Origin of the sequence: Arthrobacter sp. NPDC080073 (assembly GCF_040686575.1) — a bacterium.
In the GTDB taxonomy this organism is placed as follows: Bacteria; Actinomycetota; Actinomycetes; order Actinomycetales; family Micrococcaceae; genus Arthrobacter.
Genome location: NZ_JBFBKR010000005.1, coordinates 248,977 through 266,188, shown reverse-complemented (window position 1 = coordinate 266,188; position 17,212 = coordinate 248,977). Strand labels below are relative to the sequence as shown.

Annotated in this window: 17 protein-coding genes; 12 read left to right on the top strand and 5 right to left on the bottom strand. The window is 62.7% G+C overall.

Annotation, left to right across the window (positions count from 1 at the left end; translation table 11 throughout):
* Positions 1–818: class II aldolase/adducin family protein (locus AB0O52_RS08955; protein WP_364536352.1), on the bottom strand; the 818-nt coding region annotated here is incomplete at its 3' end.
* Between the two features lie 8 nt (positions 819–826).
* Positions 827–1,993, bottom strand: coding sequence for an L-rhamnose isomerase (rhaI, locus tag AB0O52_RS08950; protein WP_364536349.1), 1,167 nt, complete (start codon positions 1,991–1,993; stop codon positions 827–829).
* A gap of 208 nt (positions 1,994–2,201) precedes the next feature.
* Here rhaI and AB0O52_RS08945 point away from each other — a divergent pair, with 208 nt between their 5' ends.
* The gene (locus AB0O52_RS08945) at positions 2,202–3,218 is read left to right on the top strand and encodes a LacI family DNA-binding transcriptional regulator (RefSeq protein ID WP_364536346.1); all 1,017 of its coding nucleotides are present in this window, start codon (positions 2,202–2,204) and stop codon (positions 3,216–3,218) included.
* Here the strand turns inward: AB0O52_RS08945 and AB0O52_RS08940 are convergent.
* Positions 3,215–3,850, bottom strand: coding sequence for a TetR/AcrR family transcriptional regulator (locus AB0O52_RS08940; protein WP_364536343.1), 636 nt, complete (start codon positions 3,848–3,850; stop codon positions 3,215–3,217). The two genes, AB0O52_RS08945 and AB0O52_RS08940, sit on opposite strands and share 4 nt — an antisense overlap.
* Before the next feature lie 134 nt (positions 3,851–3,984).
* Between AB0O52_RS08940 and AB0O52_RS08935 the strand changes: the two genes are divergently transcribed.
* The 5 genes from AB0O52_RS08935 (at position 3,985) to AB0O52_RS08915 (ending at position 9,916) form a co-directional block, all read left to right on the top strand.
* Positions 3,985–5,901 (top strand): primary-amine oxidase, encoded by a 1,917-nt coding sequence (locus AB0O52_RS08935; protein WP_364536370.1) that lies wholly within the window; start codon positions 3,985–3,987, stop codon positions 5,899–5,901.
* Positions 5,898–7,412 carry an APC family permease gene (locus tag AB0O52_RS08930; RefSeq protein WP_364536341.1) on the top strand — a complete coding sequence of 505 codons (1,515 nt, stop codon included), beginning with the start codon at positions 5,898–5,900 and terminating at the stop codon, positions 7,410–7,412. Before AB0O52_RS08935 ends, AB0O52_RS08930 begins: the two co-directional genes overlap by 4 nt.
* Before the next feature lie 24 nt (positions 7,413–7,436).
* The gene (locus AB0O52_RS08925) at positions 7,437–7,964 is read left to right on the top strand and encodes a hypothetical protein (protein WP_364536338.1); all 528 of its coding nucleotides are present in this window, start codon (positions 7,437–7,439) and stop codon (positions 7,962–7,964) included.
* A gap of 53 nt (positions 7,965–8,017) precedes the next feature.
* Entirely contained in the window at positions 8,018–9,427 is a 1,410-nt protein-coding gene (locus AB0O52_RS08920) for an aldehyde dehydrogenase family protein (RefSeq protein ID WP_364536335.1), read from the top strand.
* Positions 9,428–9,691: 264 nt separating this feature from the next.
* Positions 9,692–9,916: a hypothetical protein gene (locus tag AB0O52_RS08915; protein ID WP_364536332.1), complete on the top strand. Its 225-nt coding sequence runs from the start codon at positions 9,692–9,694 to the stop codon at positions 9,914–9,916.
* A 31-nt stretch (positions 9,917–9,947) separates the two neighbouring features.
* Here AB0O52_RS08915 and AB0O52_RS08910 read toward each other — a convergent pair whose 3' ends face one another.
* The gene (locus AB0O52_RS08910; RefSeq protein ID WP_364536329.1) at positions 9,948–10,325 is read right to left on the bottom strand and encodes a low affinity iron permease family protein; all 378 of its coding nucleotides are present in this window, start codon (positions 10,323–10,325) and stop codon (positions 9,948–9,950) included.
* A gap of 96 nt (positions 10,326–10,421) precedes the next feature.
* Between AB0O52_RS08910 and AB0O52_RS08905 the strand changes: the two genes are divergently transcribed.
* From AB0O52_RS08905 to AB0O52_RS08895, 3 genes are all read left to right on the top strand, one after another.
* Positions 10,422–11,453 (top strand): LacI family DNA-binding transcriptional regulator, encoded by a 1,032-nt coding sequence (locus AB0O52_RS08905; RefSeq protein ID WP_364536326.1) that lies wholly within the window; start codon positions 10,422–10,424, stop codon positions 11,451–11,453.
* 131 nt (positions 11,454–11,584) lie between these two features.
* Entirely contained in the window at positions 11,585–13,096 is a 1,512-nt protein-coding gene (locus AB0O52_RS08900) for an alpha-N-arabinofuranosidase (RefSeq protein ID WP_364536323.1), read from the top strand.
* A 123-nt stretch (positions 13,097–13,219) separates the two neighbouring features.
* On the top strand, positions 13,220–13,414 hold the full coding sequence (locus AB0O52_RS08895; protein ID WP_364536320.1) for a hypothetical protein: 195 nt from the start codon (positions 13,220–13,222) through the stop codon (positions 13,412–13,414).
* Positions 13,415–13,424: 10 nt separating this feature from the next.
* Here AB0O52_RS08895 and AB0O52_RS08890 read toward each other — a convergent pair whose 3' ends face one another.
* Entirely contained in the window at positions 13,425–13,811 is a 387-nt protein-coding gene (locus tag AB0O52_RS08890; protein WP_364536317.1) for a hypothetical protein, read from the bottom strand.
* A gap of 109 nt (positions 13,812–13,920) precedes the next feature.
* Here AB0O52_RS08890 and AB0O52_RS08885 point away from each other — a divergent pair, with 109 nt between their 5' ends.
* The 3 genes from AB0O52_RS08885 to AB0O52_RS08875 all read left to right on the top strand — a co-directional run bounded on the left by AB0O52_RS08885 (position 13,921) and on the right by AB0O52_RS08875 (position 17,202).
* On the top strand, positions 13,921–14,049 hold the full coding sequence (locus tag AB0O52_RS08885; RefSeq protein WP_364536314.1) for a hypothetical protein: 129 nt from the start codon (positions 13,921–13,923) through the stop codon (positions 14,047–14,049).
* A 116-nt stretch (positions 14,050–14,165) separates the two neighbouring features.
* Positions 14,166–15,221, top strand: coding sequence for a zinc-dependent alcohol dehydrogenase family protein (locus AB0O52_RS08880; protein ID WP_364536311.1), 1,056 nt, complete (start codon positions 14,166–14,168; stop codon positions 15,219–15,221).
* Between the two features lie 112 nt (positions 15,222–15,333).
* Positions 15,334–17,202: a glycoside hydrolase family 15 protein gene (locus tag AB0O52_RS08875; RefSeq protein WP_364536308.1), complete on the top strand. Its 1,869-nt coding sequence runs from the start codon at positions 15,334–15,336 to the stop codon at positions 17,200–17,202.
* Positions 17,203–17,212: the final 10 nt, after the last annotated feature.

Below are 17,212 nucleotides of genomic sequence, written 5' to 3'. Positions count from 1 at the left end.
TCGAGGAACTCCAGGACACGGGCGTCGTCGCTGAAGTGGCCCACCTGCGGTTTGTCTGCCGAAGCAAGGCCGCGGATCACCGGGGCGAGGGCGGCCGCTTTGGCTTTCCTTTCGGCTTCCGGGAGCGCAGCGTAGCCGGGGAGCTTCGCCCCGAAAGGCGCGGCCTTGCCGTTCTGGGCGATGTAGCGTTCGGCCTGCTCGATGATCCAGAGGGAGTTGGCCTCGGCTTCCTCACTCGTAGCCCCCCACGCGGTGATGCCGTGGCCGCCCAGGATCGTGCCGATGGCCTGCGGATTGGCTTCCTTGATCGCCGCGATGTCCAGTCCCAGCTGGAACCCGGGCCGCCGCCAGGGAACCCACACGACCTTGTTACCGAAGATCTTGGACGTCAGCGCTTCGCCGTCCACCGCCGTCGCAATCGCGATGCCCGAGTCCGGATGCAGGTGGTCCACGTGCGCGGCGTCGACGAGTCCGTGCATGGCGGTATCGATCGACGGCGCGGCGCCGCCCTTGCCGTGCAGGCAGTAATCGAAGGCGGCCACCATTTCGTCTTCGCGCTCGACGCCGGGGTAAACGGACTTGAGTGCCTGCAGCCGGTCCAGGCGCAGGACCGCCAGGTTTTCAGCCTTCAAGGTTCCCAGGTCGCCTCCTGAGCCCTTGACCCAAAGGAGCTCGACGTCCTCCCCTGTGACCGGGTCCTTATCCGTGCCTTTCGCGGAGGTGTTGCCGCCGGCGAAGTTCGTGTTCCGTTTGTCCGCACCGAGGCGGTTGGAACGGGTGATCAGATCTTCAACAGTCTTGTTAGTTGTGTTCTGCATATTCATGCCTAAGCGCCCCATCCGGCTTGCTGGCCGCCCACGCGGTCCTCGTTGATCTTCTTTTGGTAGCCACTGGCCTTGAATGCTGTCATCGGGTCCGCTGGCAGGCCCCGCGATTCGCGCCATTGCGCCAGCATCGGCCGGACGTCCGTGTAGAAGGCATCGTTGAAAATGCCGTTCGCGGCCAGGACATCGCCTTCGCGCTGCGCCTCGGCCAGTGCGTCCGTGTCGATGAGGAGGGCCCGGGCGGTCATTTCCTGGACGTTGAGCACGGAGCGGATCTGGCCGGGGATTTTCTCCTCCAGGTTGTGGCACTGGTCCAGCATCAGGGCAACACCCGACTCTTTCCCGAAGCCGCCCCCGCGGATGACCTCGTGCATGATGCGGAACAGCTGGAACGGATCCGCGGCACCGACGATCAGGTCGTCGTCAGCGTAGAAGCGCGAATTGAAGTCAAAGGAACCGAGCTTGCCGAGCCGCAACAGCTGCATGACGATGAACTCGATGTTGGTGCCCGGGGCGTGGTGGCCGGTGTCCAGGCAGACGAAGGCCTTCTCCCCCAGCGCCTGTGTCTGGGCGTAAGAGGTGCCCCAGTCCGGAACGTCGGTGTGATAGAAGGCCGGCTCGAAGAACTTGTACTCAAGGACCAGGCGGTGGGTTTCTCCGAGGCCCGCGTAAATCTCCTGCAGGGATTCAGCCAAGCGGTCCTGGCGGCCGCGCATGTCATCTTGGCCGGGATAGTTGGTTCCGTCGGCCAGCCAGACCTTCAGGTCCCGGGAGCCGGTGGCGTGCATGATGTCGATACACTCCAGGTGGTGGTTGATCGCCCGGCGACGCACGGCAGCGTCGGAGGACGTCAGGGAGCCGTACTTGTATTCATCTTCCTGGAATGTGTTCGAGTTGATCGTCCCCAGCCCCACGCCAAGGCTCTCTGCGTACTCACGCAGGGCGGAGTAATCATCCACCTTGTCCCAAGGGATGTGCAATGCCACGGTCGGGGCAAGGCCGGTCAGTTCGTGGACTTTCGCGGCGTCGGCCAGCTTCTCCTGGATGGTCCGCGGGGTGCCGGGCGTTCCGAACACCTTGAATCGCGTGCCCGAGTTGCCGTAGGCCCACGAGGGAACCTCGATGGCCAGTTCCCCAAGGCGGCCCAGGGCCGTTTCCATGGTGTTCATGATTGTTCCTTCTGTTGCCTGTGTGTCGTCTTCGAACAGCAGTGCCAGTTCGTCTTGAGTAACTTCTTGAATCGATTCATTTAATGACCTACTGAAACGGTAGGGCCTGCTTCCGTGGCGTGTCAACAGGCAATCCCTGGGATCTCCCGTCGAGCCACGTAATATTTATGAAACGGTTTGATTCGATTCATCAATCGGGAGGTTCAGGGTGCCAAGCGGCCCGGGAGCAAAGCTGACAGACGTCGCTGCCCTTGCGCGGGTTTCGGTCGGCACAGTGTCGAATGTCCTCAACCGGCCAGAGCAAGTGTCGTTCGACAAGCGGACCCGCGTTCTTGCCGCCATTGAGGAGTTGGGATTCGTGCGCAACGAATCAGCCCGCTCGCTGCGGTCCGGATCCACGAGGAGCCTCGGCATGCTGGTTTTGGACGTGCGCAACCCCTTCTTCACGGACGTCGCTTTGGGGGCTGAAAACGTCGCCGAAGAACACAAACACTCCCTGATCCTGGCCAACAGCGCCGAAAACGCCGGGCGTGAGCAGGCATATCTGGACCTGTTCGAGCAACAACGTGTCCAAGGCGTTTTGATCACTCCGTTCGGACATGTTCTTCAGCGGCTCGAAAGAATGCGCGAACGGGGCATTCCCTCAGTACTCGTCGACAGGCTCGCAAGCACGGATCAGTTCTGCTCGGTCTCAGTGGACGACCTCGCCGGGGGCGCCGCGGCCCTGGACCATCTCGTCAGCGTCGGTTCGGTACGTCCGGCATTCGTCGGCGGCCCCTTCACGCTGCAGCAGGTCGAGGACCGCTACCGGGGGGCCGCTGACGCGGCCGCGCGAGCGGGAGTCCCGCTTCAACTATTCGAAACGCCCGACCTGAAATTCGAACGCGGCCGGCGGATTGGAGACCTCATGTGGAGTCTCCAACCCGAAAAGCGCCCTGACGCCGTATTTGCCGCCAACGATCAATTGGCCCTGGGGCTCTTGCAATCCTTCGCCGCAAACGGGCTCCGCGTGCCAGAGGACATCGCCATCATCGGGTTCGACGACATCGATTTCGCCTCCCAGTCCAGCATCCCGCTCAGCTCCATCAGCCAACCGAGGCAGCTGATCGGCGAGCGTGCCGCACAGCTGCTGTTCGACGAAATCGACGATGAACCAGGCCACGTGCACAGCCAAGTCGTGTTCACGCCCGAACTCGTGGCGAGGCAGAGCACACTTCGCCGCTAAGCGGGGCCTTTCGGACCGGCCATTCGCACGAGAGCGCCCTTTTCGGATGAAATGAGGGATATGTAGGTCTCCAGTTGGGACCGCAGCTGATCCGCCGAGTGGTGTTCCGGCGTCAGCGTGGCCGTGATCTGGGCACCGAGAGCGAACGTCATGATCCCGCCAACAATGTCATCGTCGTTCAGTCCCCCTTTCAGTTCGCCAAGCTCCCTGGCTTCGCGGAGCTTGTCGAACAGGGCCTCGCGCCATTGCTCCATCGAGGAATCATGCAAGGCTGCCTTCGCCGGGTCCGTCAGTGCGCGCTGCCAGAAGGCGATCGCGATTCGCGCCTCGTTGAGCCTTTCAGCATCGAGCGGCAAAATTTCATGGCAATAGCTGCGCAAGGCTGTCAGGCCCCGTTGGCCCGCAGTGGAGCCGCTCATGCGGGTATTCGTCTGGTTGAAGACGTGGGCGAAAGCAAACGTCAAGAGATCGTCCTTTGTCGGGAAATACGGCTTGAGTGCGCCGTTGGCAAAGCCTGCTTCCGTTGCTATCTCGCGCATGGTGGCGCCCTCGATCCCCCTGCTGGCGATAATCCGCCACGTGGCTTCGACCAGTTCCAACCGGCGCTTGTCGTGGTCTACGATCTTCGGCACGCTCTCCCCAAATCTTTTTTTCTACAACCGTTGTGACTCAGGTTACACGATGCTATTCTCTACACACATAGAAAATAAATCGCCACTCACAAAGGCCCTCCATGAGCACAACTTCCTCTCCAGAAATCGCCGAAATGGCTGCGTTTGCCGCACCCTCTCCGTTTGCTTTGACCAGCGCCGAAGACATCACGGCGGTCAGGGGCATTTTGGCCGGCGCCGGACTCTTCGACGAATCCATCCGGATTGCCTACCTTGGCCTCCTTGAGCCACCGCGGAATGCGGAGGCTGTGGACCGTAGGTTCAGGGTGTTCCTGCACAACGTTTCATCCGGTGCAGCACAGGACGTCGTAGTCTCTGTGACACGCCAGGAAGTCGTCGCCAAGGTCGAACTCGACACCTCGGTGATGGGTGAGCTTCCGGTCATCGAAGAGGAATTCGAGGTGGTTGAGGAAGTCCTCGCCCAGGATGAGCGATGGCTCCAGGCGTTGGCTGACCGGAACCTCGATGTCAGCAAGGTCAGGGTCGCTCCCCTGTCAGCCGGGGTCTTCGAGTACCCGGAGGAGAAAGGCCGCCGGATTCTGCGCGGCTTGGCATTCGTCCAGCAGTCCCCCGGGGACAGCGCCTGGGCCCACCCTGTAGACGGACTGGTTGCCTACGTCGATGTCGTCAGCAAGACGGTCGACCAGGTCTTGGATTTCGGGCCGGTTCCGGTGCCGGAAGAACACGGCAATTTTACGGACCCTGAGCTGACCGGAGCGATGCGCACCACCCAGAAACCGATCCACATCACCCAGCCGGAAGGTCCGAGCTTCACGGTCCAGGACGGCAACCACGTCGAGTGGGAGAAATGGAGCCTGGACATCGGCTTCGATGTCCGGGAAGGCGTCGTTCTCCACAATGTAGCGTTCGACGACGTCGATCGCCGCCGCAGTATCCTCAAGCGTGCTTCGATCGCCGAAATGGTGGTGCCTTACGGCGACCCCTCCCCTGTGCGCTCCTGGCAGAACTACTTCGATACCGGCGAATACCTCGTGGGCCAGTACGCAAACTCGCTCGAGCTCGGCTGCGATTGCCTCGGCGAAATCACCTACCTCAGCCCGGTAGTGAGCGACTCGTTCGGCCGCCCACGGGAGATCCGGAACGGAATCTGCATGCACGAGGAGGATTGGAGCATCCTCGCCAAGCACAGCGACCTCTGGAGCGGCGTGAACTACACTCGCCGGAACCGCAGGCTCGTGATCAGTTTCTTCACAACCATCGGCAACTACGACTACGGCTTCTACTGGTACCTCTACCTCGATGGCACCATCGAGTTCGAAGCCAAGGCCACCGGCGTCGTCTTTACGAGCGCCCACCCCGGAAAAGGCTACCCTTACGCCTCGGAGCTCGCCCCGGGCCTTGGGGCTCCCTTCCACCAGCACCTTTTCAGTGCCCGCCTGGACTTCGCCATCGACGGCCTGAGCAACCGGGTCGAGGAAGAGGACGCAATCCGCGTACCCATGGGAGAAGGAAACGAGCGCGGCAACGCCTTCGCGCGTCGTCGGACTGTCCTCAAGAACGAATCCGAGGCTGTCCGCGAGTCCAACATGGCGGCCGGACGGGCCTGGATCATCTCCAATCCCGAATCACTCAACCGCCTGGGCGATCCCGTGGGGTACAAACTCCATGGCCAAGGGCATCCGATGCTCCTGGCCGACCCCCAATCATCCATCGCCCGGCGTGCAGCATTCGCTACGAAGGATCTGTGGGTGACGCGCTATGACGAAAACGAGCGCTACCCCAGCGGCGACTTCGTCAACCAGCACTCCGGAGGAGCCGGGTTGCCGTCCTACATTGCCCGCAACAGGGACATCGACGGACAAGACATCGTCGTGTGGCACACCTTCGGGTTGACCCACTTCCCCCGCCCCGAGGACTGGCCGATCATGCCGGTCGACACGGTGGGTTTCAAACTGCGCCCCGAAGGCTTCTTCGATCGGAGCCCCGTCCTCGACGTGCCCGCGTCGAAGCCCGCTGAAGGCGGCCACGGCCATATGGAGGCCCAAAAATGAGTCTAACAACCGGGAAAGAGACCACTGAGGTGGGCCACCCGCACCACAATCGACGCCGTCTGGGCGTCCCGGCGGTGACGTTCATGATCATCGCCGCGTCCGCTCCCCTTACCGTTCTCGCCGGCGGAGTCACGACGACGTTTGCCGTCACCGGGGTCACCGGCGTGCCGTTGTCCTTCCTGCTGCTCGGCGCAACCCTTGCCGTGTTCGCCGTCGGCTACGCGGCCATGAGCCGGTACGTCGTCAACGCCGGCGCCTTCTATTCCTACGTGGCGCAAGGCATTTCGCGGCCGGTCGGCGTGGGGGTTTCCATGGTCGCCCTGATGGCTTACAACCTGATGCAAGTCGGCATCTATGGCCTCTTCGGGTTCACCGTCTCAAGCTTGATCAATGAACGCTTCGGCGCCACAGTCCCTTGGTGGATTCCGGTGCTCGTCTGCATCGCCGTCGTCGCGTTCCTCGGCGTGAACCGGGTGGACCTCTCGGCGAAGGTCCTCGGGGTGCTCGTCGGCCTGGAGTTCCTTGTGGTGATCGTTTACGACGTCGTCTCCTTTGTGGTGGCGCCCGAGGGAGTCAGCGGAGCGCCGCTCAGCCCGCAGAGCCTTTTTGTACCGGGCGTAGGAGCGGTCCTCTCCTTCGGCATCGCGGCGTTCATGGGATTCGAGTCAGCCGCGATCTACGGCGAGGAAAGCAAGGACCCCAAGCACACCGTGGCGCGGGCCACGTACACCGCCGTCGCCATCATCGCCGTGTTCTACGCGGTTTCCTCCTGGGCCATGGCCGTTGGCACAGGACAGTCCGCAGTGGTCGACGCATCCGCAAAACAAGGACCGGACCTGATGTTCGGCTTCCTCAGTGACCATGCAGGCGTCCTTCTTGCCGACCTGGCCCGCCTGCTCTTCGTCACCAGCCTCTTCGCGGCCTTGGTCAGCTTCCACAATGCCGCGGCGCGCTACTTCTTCTCCCTTGGCCGGGAGCAAGTACTTCCCCGGAAGCTGGGTGCGGTCCGGCGGCACAGCGGCGCCCCGTACGCCGGGTCGATCGCCCAGACGGTCATCGCAGTCGTGGTCACGGTGGCATTCGCCATCGCGGGGACCGGATCATCGCTGGGCGATCTCTACCCTGTCCTGACCATGTTCACGTGGCTGACGAACGACGGGGCGATGGGACTTGTCCTCTTGATGACCGTTGTTTCGCTGGCCGTCATTGGCTTCTTCCGCAAGAACAAGCGTGACGCCGGAATCTGGACCCGCGCGATCGCCCCGGCCCTGGGGTTCGCGCTTTTGGCGGCGATCTTCGTTCTGATCGTGGTCAACTTCAACGTACTGCTGGGCCAAAACGAGACCAATGCACTGACCTTCATCCTGCCGGCGACGATCATCGTGCCCGGATTGGCGGGGATCGCCTGGGCTTTCCGCCTCCGCCGGAGCAACCCCGCCGTGTATCGGCGGATCGGACACGGCGAAGAGGGGCCGGCCGCCGTCCACCTCGGGGACGAAGAAGACTTGTAGCGGGACTGATGATCGGTGAACACAATGCACACAATCCTTTCGGTGGTCATGCTGGCCTGCTGCGTCTTGGGGATCCTGGGCCCGATGCGCGAAGGCCTGGTCAGGAACCTCAGCCAATGGGGACCGATGGCACTCATGTTGGTGGCAATGGCGGATACGACCGTCGGTCCGGGCATTGTTCCGGGCGTCGTGTGGGGCCTGCTGCTGCTCCTCACTGCGCCTCTTCCGCTGATGCTTCTGCCCAAGGATCGCCGCGGCGGCATGGAAATACACCGTTCATTGTCCCTGGTGGCCATGTTCGCCCTTCTCGTCACCACCCTTCCGTCCCCCTCATCCAGTTCAGTACACCAAACACATGGGCATTCAGGGCTTGGTGGAGCGAACCCGGTCCTGGCGGTCGCCCTCGCGGCGGCGGTCATCGCCTACTCCATCGTCCTGGCGGCCCGGACGCTTCGACGAAACGGCCGCGGACACCGCCGTCACGCATCTGCATCGCTTGAGGCCATCTCTTCAGCCGGTGCCTTGGGCGCCATGGTCCTGATGGCCGTCTGACCCCTGGAACGTTGTCCTTCGAAACCCAAACCAACTCAGAGTGGAGTAAACCAATGGAAAGCTACGACGCCCTCCTGGCTTCAATCGCCCCTGCCACCGGCGAAACCCGGATCATCCTGGACCCGGCCACGGGCACTCCCGTGGGCGAGGCTCCCGTGCACACCGTCGAGGACCTCGAGGCCGCGGTTGCCGCCGCCGCAGCGGCCCAGCCCGCGTGGGCCGGCCTGGGCCACGACGCCCGGTCCGCCGCGCTGCTCAAGGCCGCCGACGCCGTCGAACGCTCCGCCGAAAAACTCGCCCGCCTGCTCTCCCGCGAACAAGGCAAACCGCTCAACGGCCCCAACGCCCGCTTCGAAGTCGGCGCCTGCGCCGCCTGGCTCCGCGCCACCGCCACCACCCCGCTCGACCCCGAAACCGTCGTGGACGACGGCGAAACCCGCGCCGAACTGCACTACCGGCCCATCGGCGTCGTCGGCGCCATCGGACCCTGGAACTGGCCCATGATGATCACCATCTGGCAGATCGCCCCCGCCCTGCGCATGGGCAACACCGTCATCGTCAAACCCTCCGAATACACGCCCCTGTCCGTGCTCGCCCTGGCCGCGGTGATCAACGAAGAACTCCCCGAAGGCCTGCTCACCGTGGTCTCCGGCGGCCGCGACGTCGGCGAAGCCCTGGCCTCCCACCCCGCGATCGGGAAAGTCATGTTCACCGGCTCCACCGCCACCGGCAAAGCGATCATCCGCTCCAGCGCCGACACCGTCAAACGCCTCACCCTCGAACTCGGCGGCAACGACGCCGGCATCGTCCTGCCCGACGCCGACCCCAAAGCCATCGCCGAAGGCCTCTTCTGGGGCGCGTTCATCAACACCGGCCAGACCTGCGCCGCCCTCAAACGCCTCTACGTCCACGACTCCCTCTACGACGCCGTCTGCGAAGAACTCGCCGCCGTGGCCGCCGCCATGCCCATGGGCAACGGCCTCGATGAGAACAACGTCCTCGGCCCCCTGCAAAACCAGCAGCAGTACGACATCCTCGCCCGCCTCGTCGACGCCGCCCGCGACGCCGGCGCCCGCATCCTGCTCGGCGGCAACCCCGACCCCGAACAGCCCGGCTACTTCTACCCCGCCACCCTCGTCGCCGACATCGACAACAACAACCCCCTCGTGACCGAGGAACAATTCGGACCCGCCCTGCCCATCATCCGCTACACCACCATCGACCAGGCCATCGCCATGGCCAACGCCCTCGACGTCGGACTCGGCGCCTCCGTCTGGTCCCCCGACCCGGACGCCGCCCGCGGCGTCGCCTCCCGCCTCCAAGCCGGAACGGTCTGGATCAACAAACACGGAAACGTGGACCCCCGCATCCCCTTCGGCGGCGCCAAACAATCCGGCTACGGCCTCGAATTCGGCACCGAAGGCCTCAAAGCCCTCGGCCAACCACAAATCATCAACGGCTAGACGGCGACCGAAACGCGGGCCCCCCAACCAACTCGCAGTTGTTGTCGTTTTCAGCCCCCAGAACGACAACAACTGCCAGCCAGTTGGGGTGTGCCTTGGCCCACGGAACCCACCACCAACGTGACCCCCGTGATTGTGGCCGGGCCGCTGACCGGCGAGCTCCTAATCCACCCCACAAGGCCTGAGATAGTAGCATTTGTAATGCATAAATACCTTTGGCGACGAGCGTCCTACGGACAGGGAAGAGTTGGGGCAAGTAAGGCAATGGATTCAGAACCGGCAAAGCCAGAGGTAAGCCCGCGATTCAGCAACACCCGAAAGCAGAATACCGAGCTTGCCATCCAGCAACTCCTGGACGGTGGGTTCACCACCGATCAGATAGATGAATTCGTCGAGACGCTGCACCGCATGGAGGCCGACGAGTCGATACTGGCGCCGCTGACAAATGCCCTGTTCGCCATGAACGTCTCAGTCCAATGGCTGATGTAGGAACGTCCGCCGGTCCAGGACTCCGGTCAGATCAATCGGCCTTGGCCTGCTGCTCGATCCGTCGACGCTGCTCCTCGAGCTCTTTCTCGCCTTCGTCTTCAGCCTCATAAAGCTTGGAGTTGGTGATCTGGAGTTCACGCATCACAGCGTCAAGCTTCACGTGGAGGGCAGCACTGTCCCTGTTTTGGGTGTTCTGGATGATGAAGACCATCAGGAACGTCACGATAGTGGTGCCGGTATTGATAACCAATTGCCATGTATCCGAAAATCCTAAAACTGGTCCCGTAAACGCCCAAACGATGAGAATGATCACCGCCGCACTGAACACCCAGGCGTGGCCCAGAACTTTGGCCACTCTGCTGGTGAATCGGGTGAAGAAATCCTGACGCGGACCGCTGTCTTCGCTCATGCAGACATCATCCACCTATTTCATTCCGACCCATATGCTTCCAACGTTGTAATCTTCAGCTTAGGACGGACGCTGGAGTGCGCGGAAGAAGGAAAAGTGGCAATTACCATGCGGGATGTGGCCCAAGCGGCCGATGTGTCGATCAAGACGGTGTCGAACGTCATCAATGACCATCCAAACATCAAAGCCGAGACCCGCGAGCGGGTCTTGCTAGCCATCGAGAAACTTGGCTACCAGCCCAATCTCTCGGCGCGTGGATTGCGGTCGGGCCGTACGGATGTCATCAGCCTCATCATTCCGGATTTGAAGAACGCATACTTTGCTGAACTTGCCGACGCCGTGATGACGGCCGCGTCGAAGCGGGGGAAAGTTGTAATCATCGAGCAAAGCGGAGGCTCGCGGGCACGCGAGCTCGAGATCCTGCATGGCCCCCGGATGCGAATGGTCGATGGTGTCTTGTACAGCGCGCTCGGCCTGAGCCAGGAGGACGCGGGCCTGATTGACATCCCGACGCCCATGGTCCTCCTTGGCGAGCGGATCTTTCACGGACCCACGGACCACGTGACCATGCAAAACATCGAAGCTTCGCAAGCAGCGACGGAACACCTCCTGCAACGCGGACGAACGAGACTACTCGCCTTTGGTGCCCACCGGAATGAAGTCATCGGTTCAGCGGGGCTTCGCCTGGAAGGTTACCGCCGCGCGTTGCAGAACGCAGGGCTGGACTACCGGGACGAACTGGCAATCGACGTCCAGTCGTGGCACCGCGCCGACGGTGCCCAAGCCATGCGGCAGGTCCTGGAGTCCGGGCTGGACTTCGACGGTGTGGTGGCCTTCAACGACTCCATCGCCTTGGGCGCCATGCGTGTCATGCAGGACGCCGGACTGAGGATCCCTGAGGAGGTGGCCATCATCGGCTTTGACGACATCGACGAGACCCGGTATTCGCTACCGACCCTGTCGACCGTAGATCCGGGCCGGCGGGAGATCGCCGAGACCGCCGTCGCGATGCTCCTGGAACGCATTGACGGCGCGGCCGAAGCGGCACCCGCCCGCGAGTTTGCCGCAGGATTCAAGGTCATCAGCCGGGAGTCCACGGCGATCCGGCCCGCCCAAGACTCCGCCTAATTTCTTCTTGACATGTAAGTCCGGTCACAGCATGATGAATTTACAACGATTACTTACATCGATGTAAAACGTTGGAGCTAGGCACACAACGCACCCCTTCTCTTCCCGCTCCCTCTCCCTGAAAGCAGACAATGGTTTCCGCACGCCTTACGATCGACCCGCAATTCGCAGTGGGCACTGTCAATCCCCGTCTCTTCGGTTCTTTCGTTGAACACCTTGGACGCTGTGTCTACGACGGCATCTACGAACCCGGTCACCCGAGCGCCGACGCCGATGGTTTCCGCACTGATGTGATCGAGCTCGTCAAAGAACTCGGGGTCTCCACCATCCGCTACCCGGGCGGCAACTTCGTCTCCGGGTTCCGCTGGGAAGACAGTGTTGGACCCAAGGAACAGCGCCCTCGCCGCCTCGACCTCGCTTGGCATTCGACCGAAACCAACGAGATCGGCATGCACGAGTTCAGCGCATGGCTGACGAAGGTAGGCAGCGAACTCATGCTGGCCGTCAACCTCGGCACCCGAGGCACACTGGAAGCCTTGGACCTGTTGGAATACTCCAACATCCGCTCCGGGACAGAGCTGTCAGACCGCCGAGCCGCTCATGGCCGAGTAGAGCCGTTCGGCATCAAAATGTGGTGTCTCGGCAATGAAATGGATGGCCCGTGGCAGCTGGGGCATCGCTCCGCTGACGACTACGGCAAAATCGCATCGCAGACCGCGAAGGCAATGCGTCAGCTGGATCCTTCCGTTGAACTCGTGGTCTGTGGCTCATCCAGCGCCCACATGCCCACCTTCGGGGAATGGGAGCGCGTAGTACTGACCCACTCCTACGAGGACGTCGACTACATTTCGTGCCATGCCTACTACGAGGAGAAGAACGGTGACCTGGGCTCGTTCCTTGCTTCCGCCACCGACATGGACCACTTCATTGAATCCGTGGTTGCGACGGCTGACCACGTCAAGGCTGTCAACGGAAGCACGAAAACCATCAACATTTCCTTCGACGAATGGAATGTGTGGTACCTCGAACGGTTCCACGACGTCGATAAAATCGAAGGACTCGACAACTGGCCCAAGGCGCCACGGCTGCTCGAGGACGTATACTCCGTGGCCGACGCCGTCGTCGTCGGCAACCTGCTGATCTCGCTGCTCAAGCACGCCGATCGTGTCACCTCCGCCTCCCTGGCGCAGTTGGTCAACGTGATCGCTCCCATCATGACCGAACCCGGGGGCCCGGCGTGGAAGCAGACCACCTTTTTCCCGTTCGCATTGACATCCAAACTGGCCAAGGGAGTTGCCCTGGATGTGAGGCTGGAAGCGGACACGTACAGCACGGATGCCTATGGCACCGTCCCGCTCATCGACGCCGTCGCGACCTACGACGCGGACTCGGCAACAACTGCCGTATTCCTGGTCAACCGGTCACGGAGCGAGGAGGCAACGGTCGCCATCGACCTGACGGCGCTCGACGGCGTGATCATTATTGATGCCCAGACGCTTTCCGACCCGGACGTCTACGCGAAGAACACGCTCGAAGACCAGGAGCGCGTGGGCTTGCAGCCGAACAAGAGCGCCGTGGTGCATAACGGCGTCATCGAAATCACCCTGCCGCCCGTCTCCTGGACGGCACTGAACCTCGGCTGACCCTATCGAATTGGTCAAAACACAAGCGGCATCCCGGTCCGAAGACCGGGATGCCGCGCCATTTTGGAAACCCTGCAGATCGAACCTCTTTTGGAGACCGCCGGCCGGTGGGACGATTTTGATATGAGCGAAAAAGACGAGCAAAAGCTCGCGTCCCCGGCTGCCGGCCCTTACCTTCGCAGGGAAAAAAGCGTTCCATCGGAGGAATACGAAAACCCGACCACTCACCAGATGCGCATCGTCGGACAGCGGCGGACCGAGGCGGAAGCCAAGCTCGAGCGGCAACTGCGCGAGGCTCGAAGCAAGCTCCACGAATAGAGAAAACCCCCTAGGCGGCCGGCGCCGAGTCGCGGCCCTCGCCGGATGCGAGCCTGGTGATTGGCACCTTCGGACGTTCGGCAGGCCAAGACCTGAGGCGGGGCCCGCCGTCCGATCGTGCCTCCAAGGCGGTGAGCGGACGTGCGCTGTGGACAATGTAGTCGCGCGCCGCCGGGCCCACCATCATCAGATTCAAGCACAGGTCTCCGCGGTGTGTGGGAGCGATGCCGGCCGCCCGAAGGCTGGCCCTAAACGTTCTGGCCCTCACGGGTTCCGAAGCTGTAAGTCCGCACCAGCTGATGTACAGACCGTACAGTTCTTCAAAGCTGAGGCCCTCCTCCCCCGAATTCCGGGAGACGCACTCATTGAGGAAATTATCCAGCGGTACTTTCATCATCGTTGCCCCCTGCGCCTTGGCAGCTTATGCTGCGTTTCCATAGCTACAGCTAACAATGTGATCCGAACCAAGGAACCTACCTGAATACACAGAAATTTAAGGGCGTCGATTGCCCCTGTCAACTGTTCTCAGGCTTGGTAGCGCGGCAAACCGCATCCCGCTCGTCGGGGCCGACGTTGTTCCCGTCGTGGCAAGCGCCCGCTGGTATTTGTCATCGGCTATTCTGCTCGACGCCTAGGCCAAGCTGCGAACGAGGCCGCACCTCACCTGGCTTAGCTACCGGCCAGTACAAGACCACGGGCGCCGCGGAGATAGACTCGATTCAAGCCCAACAACCACCATTTGAGGAGCCCCATGCGCGCCACCATCATCCACGGCCCCGGCGACATCCGTGTTGAAGACCGTAACTACCCCACGGTCCAGCTGCCCACAGACGTCATTGTCAGAGTCACCGCCTCCTGCGTCTGCGGTTCGGACCTATGGCCGTACCGCGGCGTGAAGCCCACTCACCGGCCTTCGGCCATCGGCCATGAATTCATCGGCACGGTGGAAAGCATCGGCGACGACGTCACTGCCTTGGCGGTCGGCGATTTCGTCATCGCTCCCTTCGTGGTCAGCTGCGGCGCTTGCCCGCAATGCGTGAACGGCGTCACGGTTGCTTGCGATCATTTGGCAGGTTGGGGCGGCAAAGATGACAGCGGCCACGCAATCGACGGCGGGCAGGGCCAGGCCGTGCGCGTACCACTCGCTGAGTCCACCCTCGTCAAGGTTCCCGGCGTCACGGAACCCGACGACGCCCTCCGCGCGAGCTTGCTGACGCTCTCCGACGTGATGGCGACCGGCCACCACGCCGCCCTCGCGGCGAAGGTCGGCCCTGGCAGGACCGTTGTCGTCGTCGGCGACGGCGCAGTAGGCCTCTGCGGCGTGCTCGCCGCCAAGCGCCTCGGAGCCGAACGAATCATCGCGATGTCCCGGCACGCCGACCGCCAGGCGATAGCCCTCGAGTTCGGGGCCACGGACATCGTCGCCGAGCGCGGCGACGACGGCGTAGCCAAGGCCCGCGAGTTGCTTGGAGGCGTTTTGGCCGACTCCGTGCTGGAGTGCGTCGGGACGAAGGAATCCATGGATCAGGCACTGCACAGCGTCCGCCCGGGCGGCGCCCTCGGCTTTGTTGGTGTCCCGACCGGCGGAGCCGAAGCCCCGCTGCGCTACTTGTTCGACACAAACATTTCGATTGCCGGCGGAATGGCTCCGGCTCGCACGTACATCCCGGAACTGCTCCAGGACGTGCTTGACGGAAAGATCAACCCAGGCCGGGTCTTTGACACGGTAATGCCCCTCGAGGAAGCGCCCGAAGCCTACCGCGCCATGGACGAACGGCGCTCCATCAAGGTCCTGCTCACCCCCTAGGGCATGCGCTGAAACCGCAGATTCCTGCGGGCTGGTGGACTGTGGCGCAGGCGGGGGAACGGCGAGAGAATCCATATAGGAAGGCTGGCCTGAACCCGAAGGAGTGGGCAGAATGATCACTGGTGCCGACGCGCGCCCGGTGGTTAAACATGATGGGTATTTGCCCATCGAGGATCATGGACTTATCGGCGACGGGTCCACGTGCGCCCTCGTTGGGCGGGACGGGGCAATTACCTGGCTTTGCCTGCCGGAATTCGACAGTCCCCCGTTCCTGGCCGGAATCCTTGACGCAGATTCAGGCGGCCGTTTTGAAATAGCCCCTGTCCATACTCTGGCATCCTCCCAGCGCTACACCGAGGATTCGTGCGTGCTGGTCACATCCCTCGCATCCGACCGGGGCGTGCTGCAGGTGACGGACGGACTCACGCTACGTGCCGGAGCCGACTTGTCGGAGCCGGTGCCGGCTGGCCGTTCCGAACTCCTGCGGCACGCGAGGGCCGTGGGCGGAGACATTCCGCTGCGCATCAGCCTGATACCGAAGGCCGGTGTCACGTTCGATACGCTGGCCACCGGCTGGAGGTTTGATTGGCGGCAGGACGGCGTCCAGGAAGTCTATCTGTGGTCTTCCATTGAACTCACCCCTGACGGCCGTGGCTTATCCGCCGAATTGACGCTTCGCGCAGGGGAAACGCTGACCATTGTCCTGCACTGGTCGGGACGGTTCAGGCTCCGTCAACACCCGCAGAGCAAGAAGCTCATTGACCAGACCGTATATGCGTGGCGCCGGTGGGCATCAAGCCTGGATTGCGAAGGCTCCCAAGCGGAGTTGATGAAGCGATCGGCCTTGACGCTGAAAATGTTGGATCACGCAGAAACAGGGGCCATCCTCGCGGCCGCCACATCGTCGCTGCCGGAGTGGCCAGGGACATCGCGGAACTGGGACTACCGGTACACCTGGGTGCGCGACGCGTCCTTCTCCAACTACGTCTTCAGGCGCATCGGCGACCCCAGTGATGCGGACGTTTTCCTTGCCTGGGTCCTGACCAATGTGGAGCGGGACGGTGTCCCGCACGTCATGTATGCCCTCGACGGCTCCCAGCCGCCCGATGAGGTGCAGGACCCCCAATTGCGGGGATACCGCGGCTCGGCACCGGTCCGGTGGGGAAACGGCGCCCGCCACCAACTCCAGCACGATGTGTACGGTGAAATCATCGACATTGCCTACCAATGGTCGGGCAGTGGGAAGAGAGTCGATCAGCAGCTCTGGGCCGCGCTGATCCCCATAGTCGAAATGGCCATCAGGAGCTGGCGGCTTCCGGACTCGGGGCCTTGGGAGATCCGGGACAAGAGCAGGCCCTTCACCTACTCGGCGGCGCTGTGCTATGTCGCAATCGACCGTGCAATGCAGATCGCGCGCAGGGACGGGCTTCCCTATCCCAAGCGCCGGTGGGAGGCCACGGCCCGGCGGATCCGGCAGGCTGCCCTGACACAATCCTGGGATCCGCGGCGTCGCACGTTCACCGAGAATTTGGGCGGCACCGGCGGCCTCGATGCGTCCCTGCTGACACTTCCCGTCCGCAACGTTATCGATTTCGACGACCCGCGGATGGTGTCCACCACTCAAGCCATCGCCGCAGAGCTCGACGCCGGCAACGGACTTTTGTTCCGCTACCTGCCGGGGATTTCTCCCGACGGTCTGCCTGGAAGCGAGGGGGCGTTCCTCCTCTGCAGCTTCTGGTTGGTGGACAACCTGGCCGGGCAAGGCCGCGTGGATGAGGCCCATGAACTCTACGAGTCCCTCTGCAGCCGTGCGAACCCGTTGGGCCTCCTACCCGAGCAGATCCACCCTGACACCGGTGAGTTTCTCGGGAACTTCCCGCAGGCGTTCAGCCATGTGGGCGTGCTTGCCAGCGGCCTGCGTCTGCTGAAAGCCGAGCGGCGGGCCGCGAACGCCGGCTCTTCAACCCAGAAACAGCCCTAGCTGCGAGGCA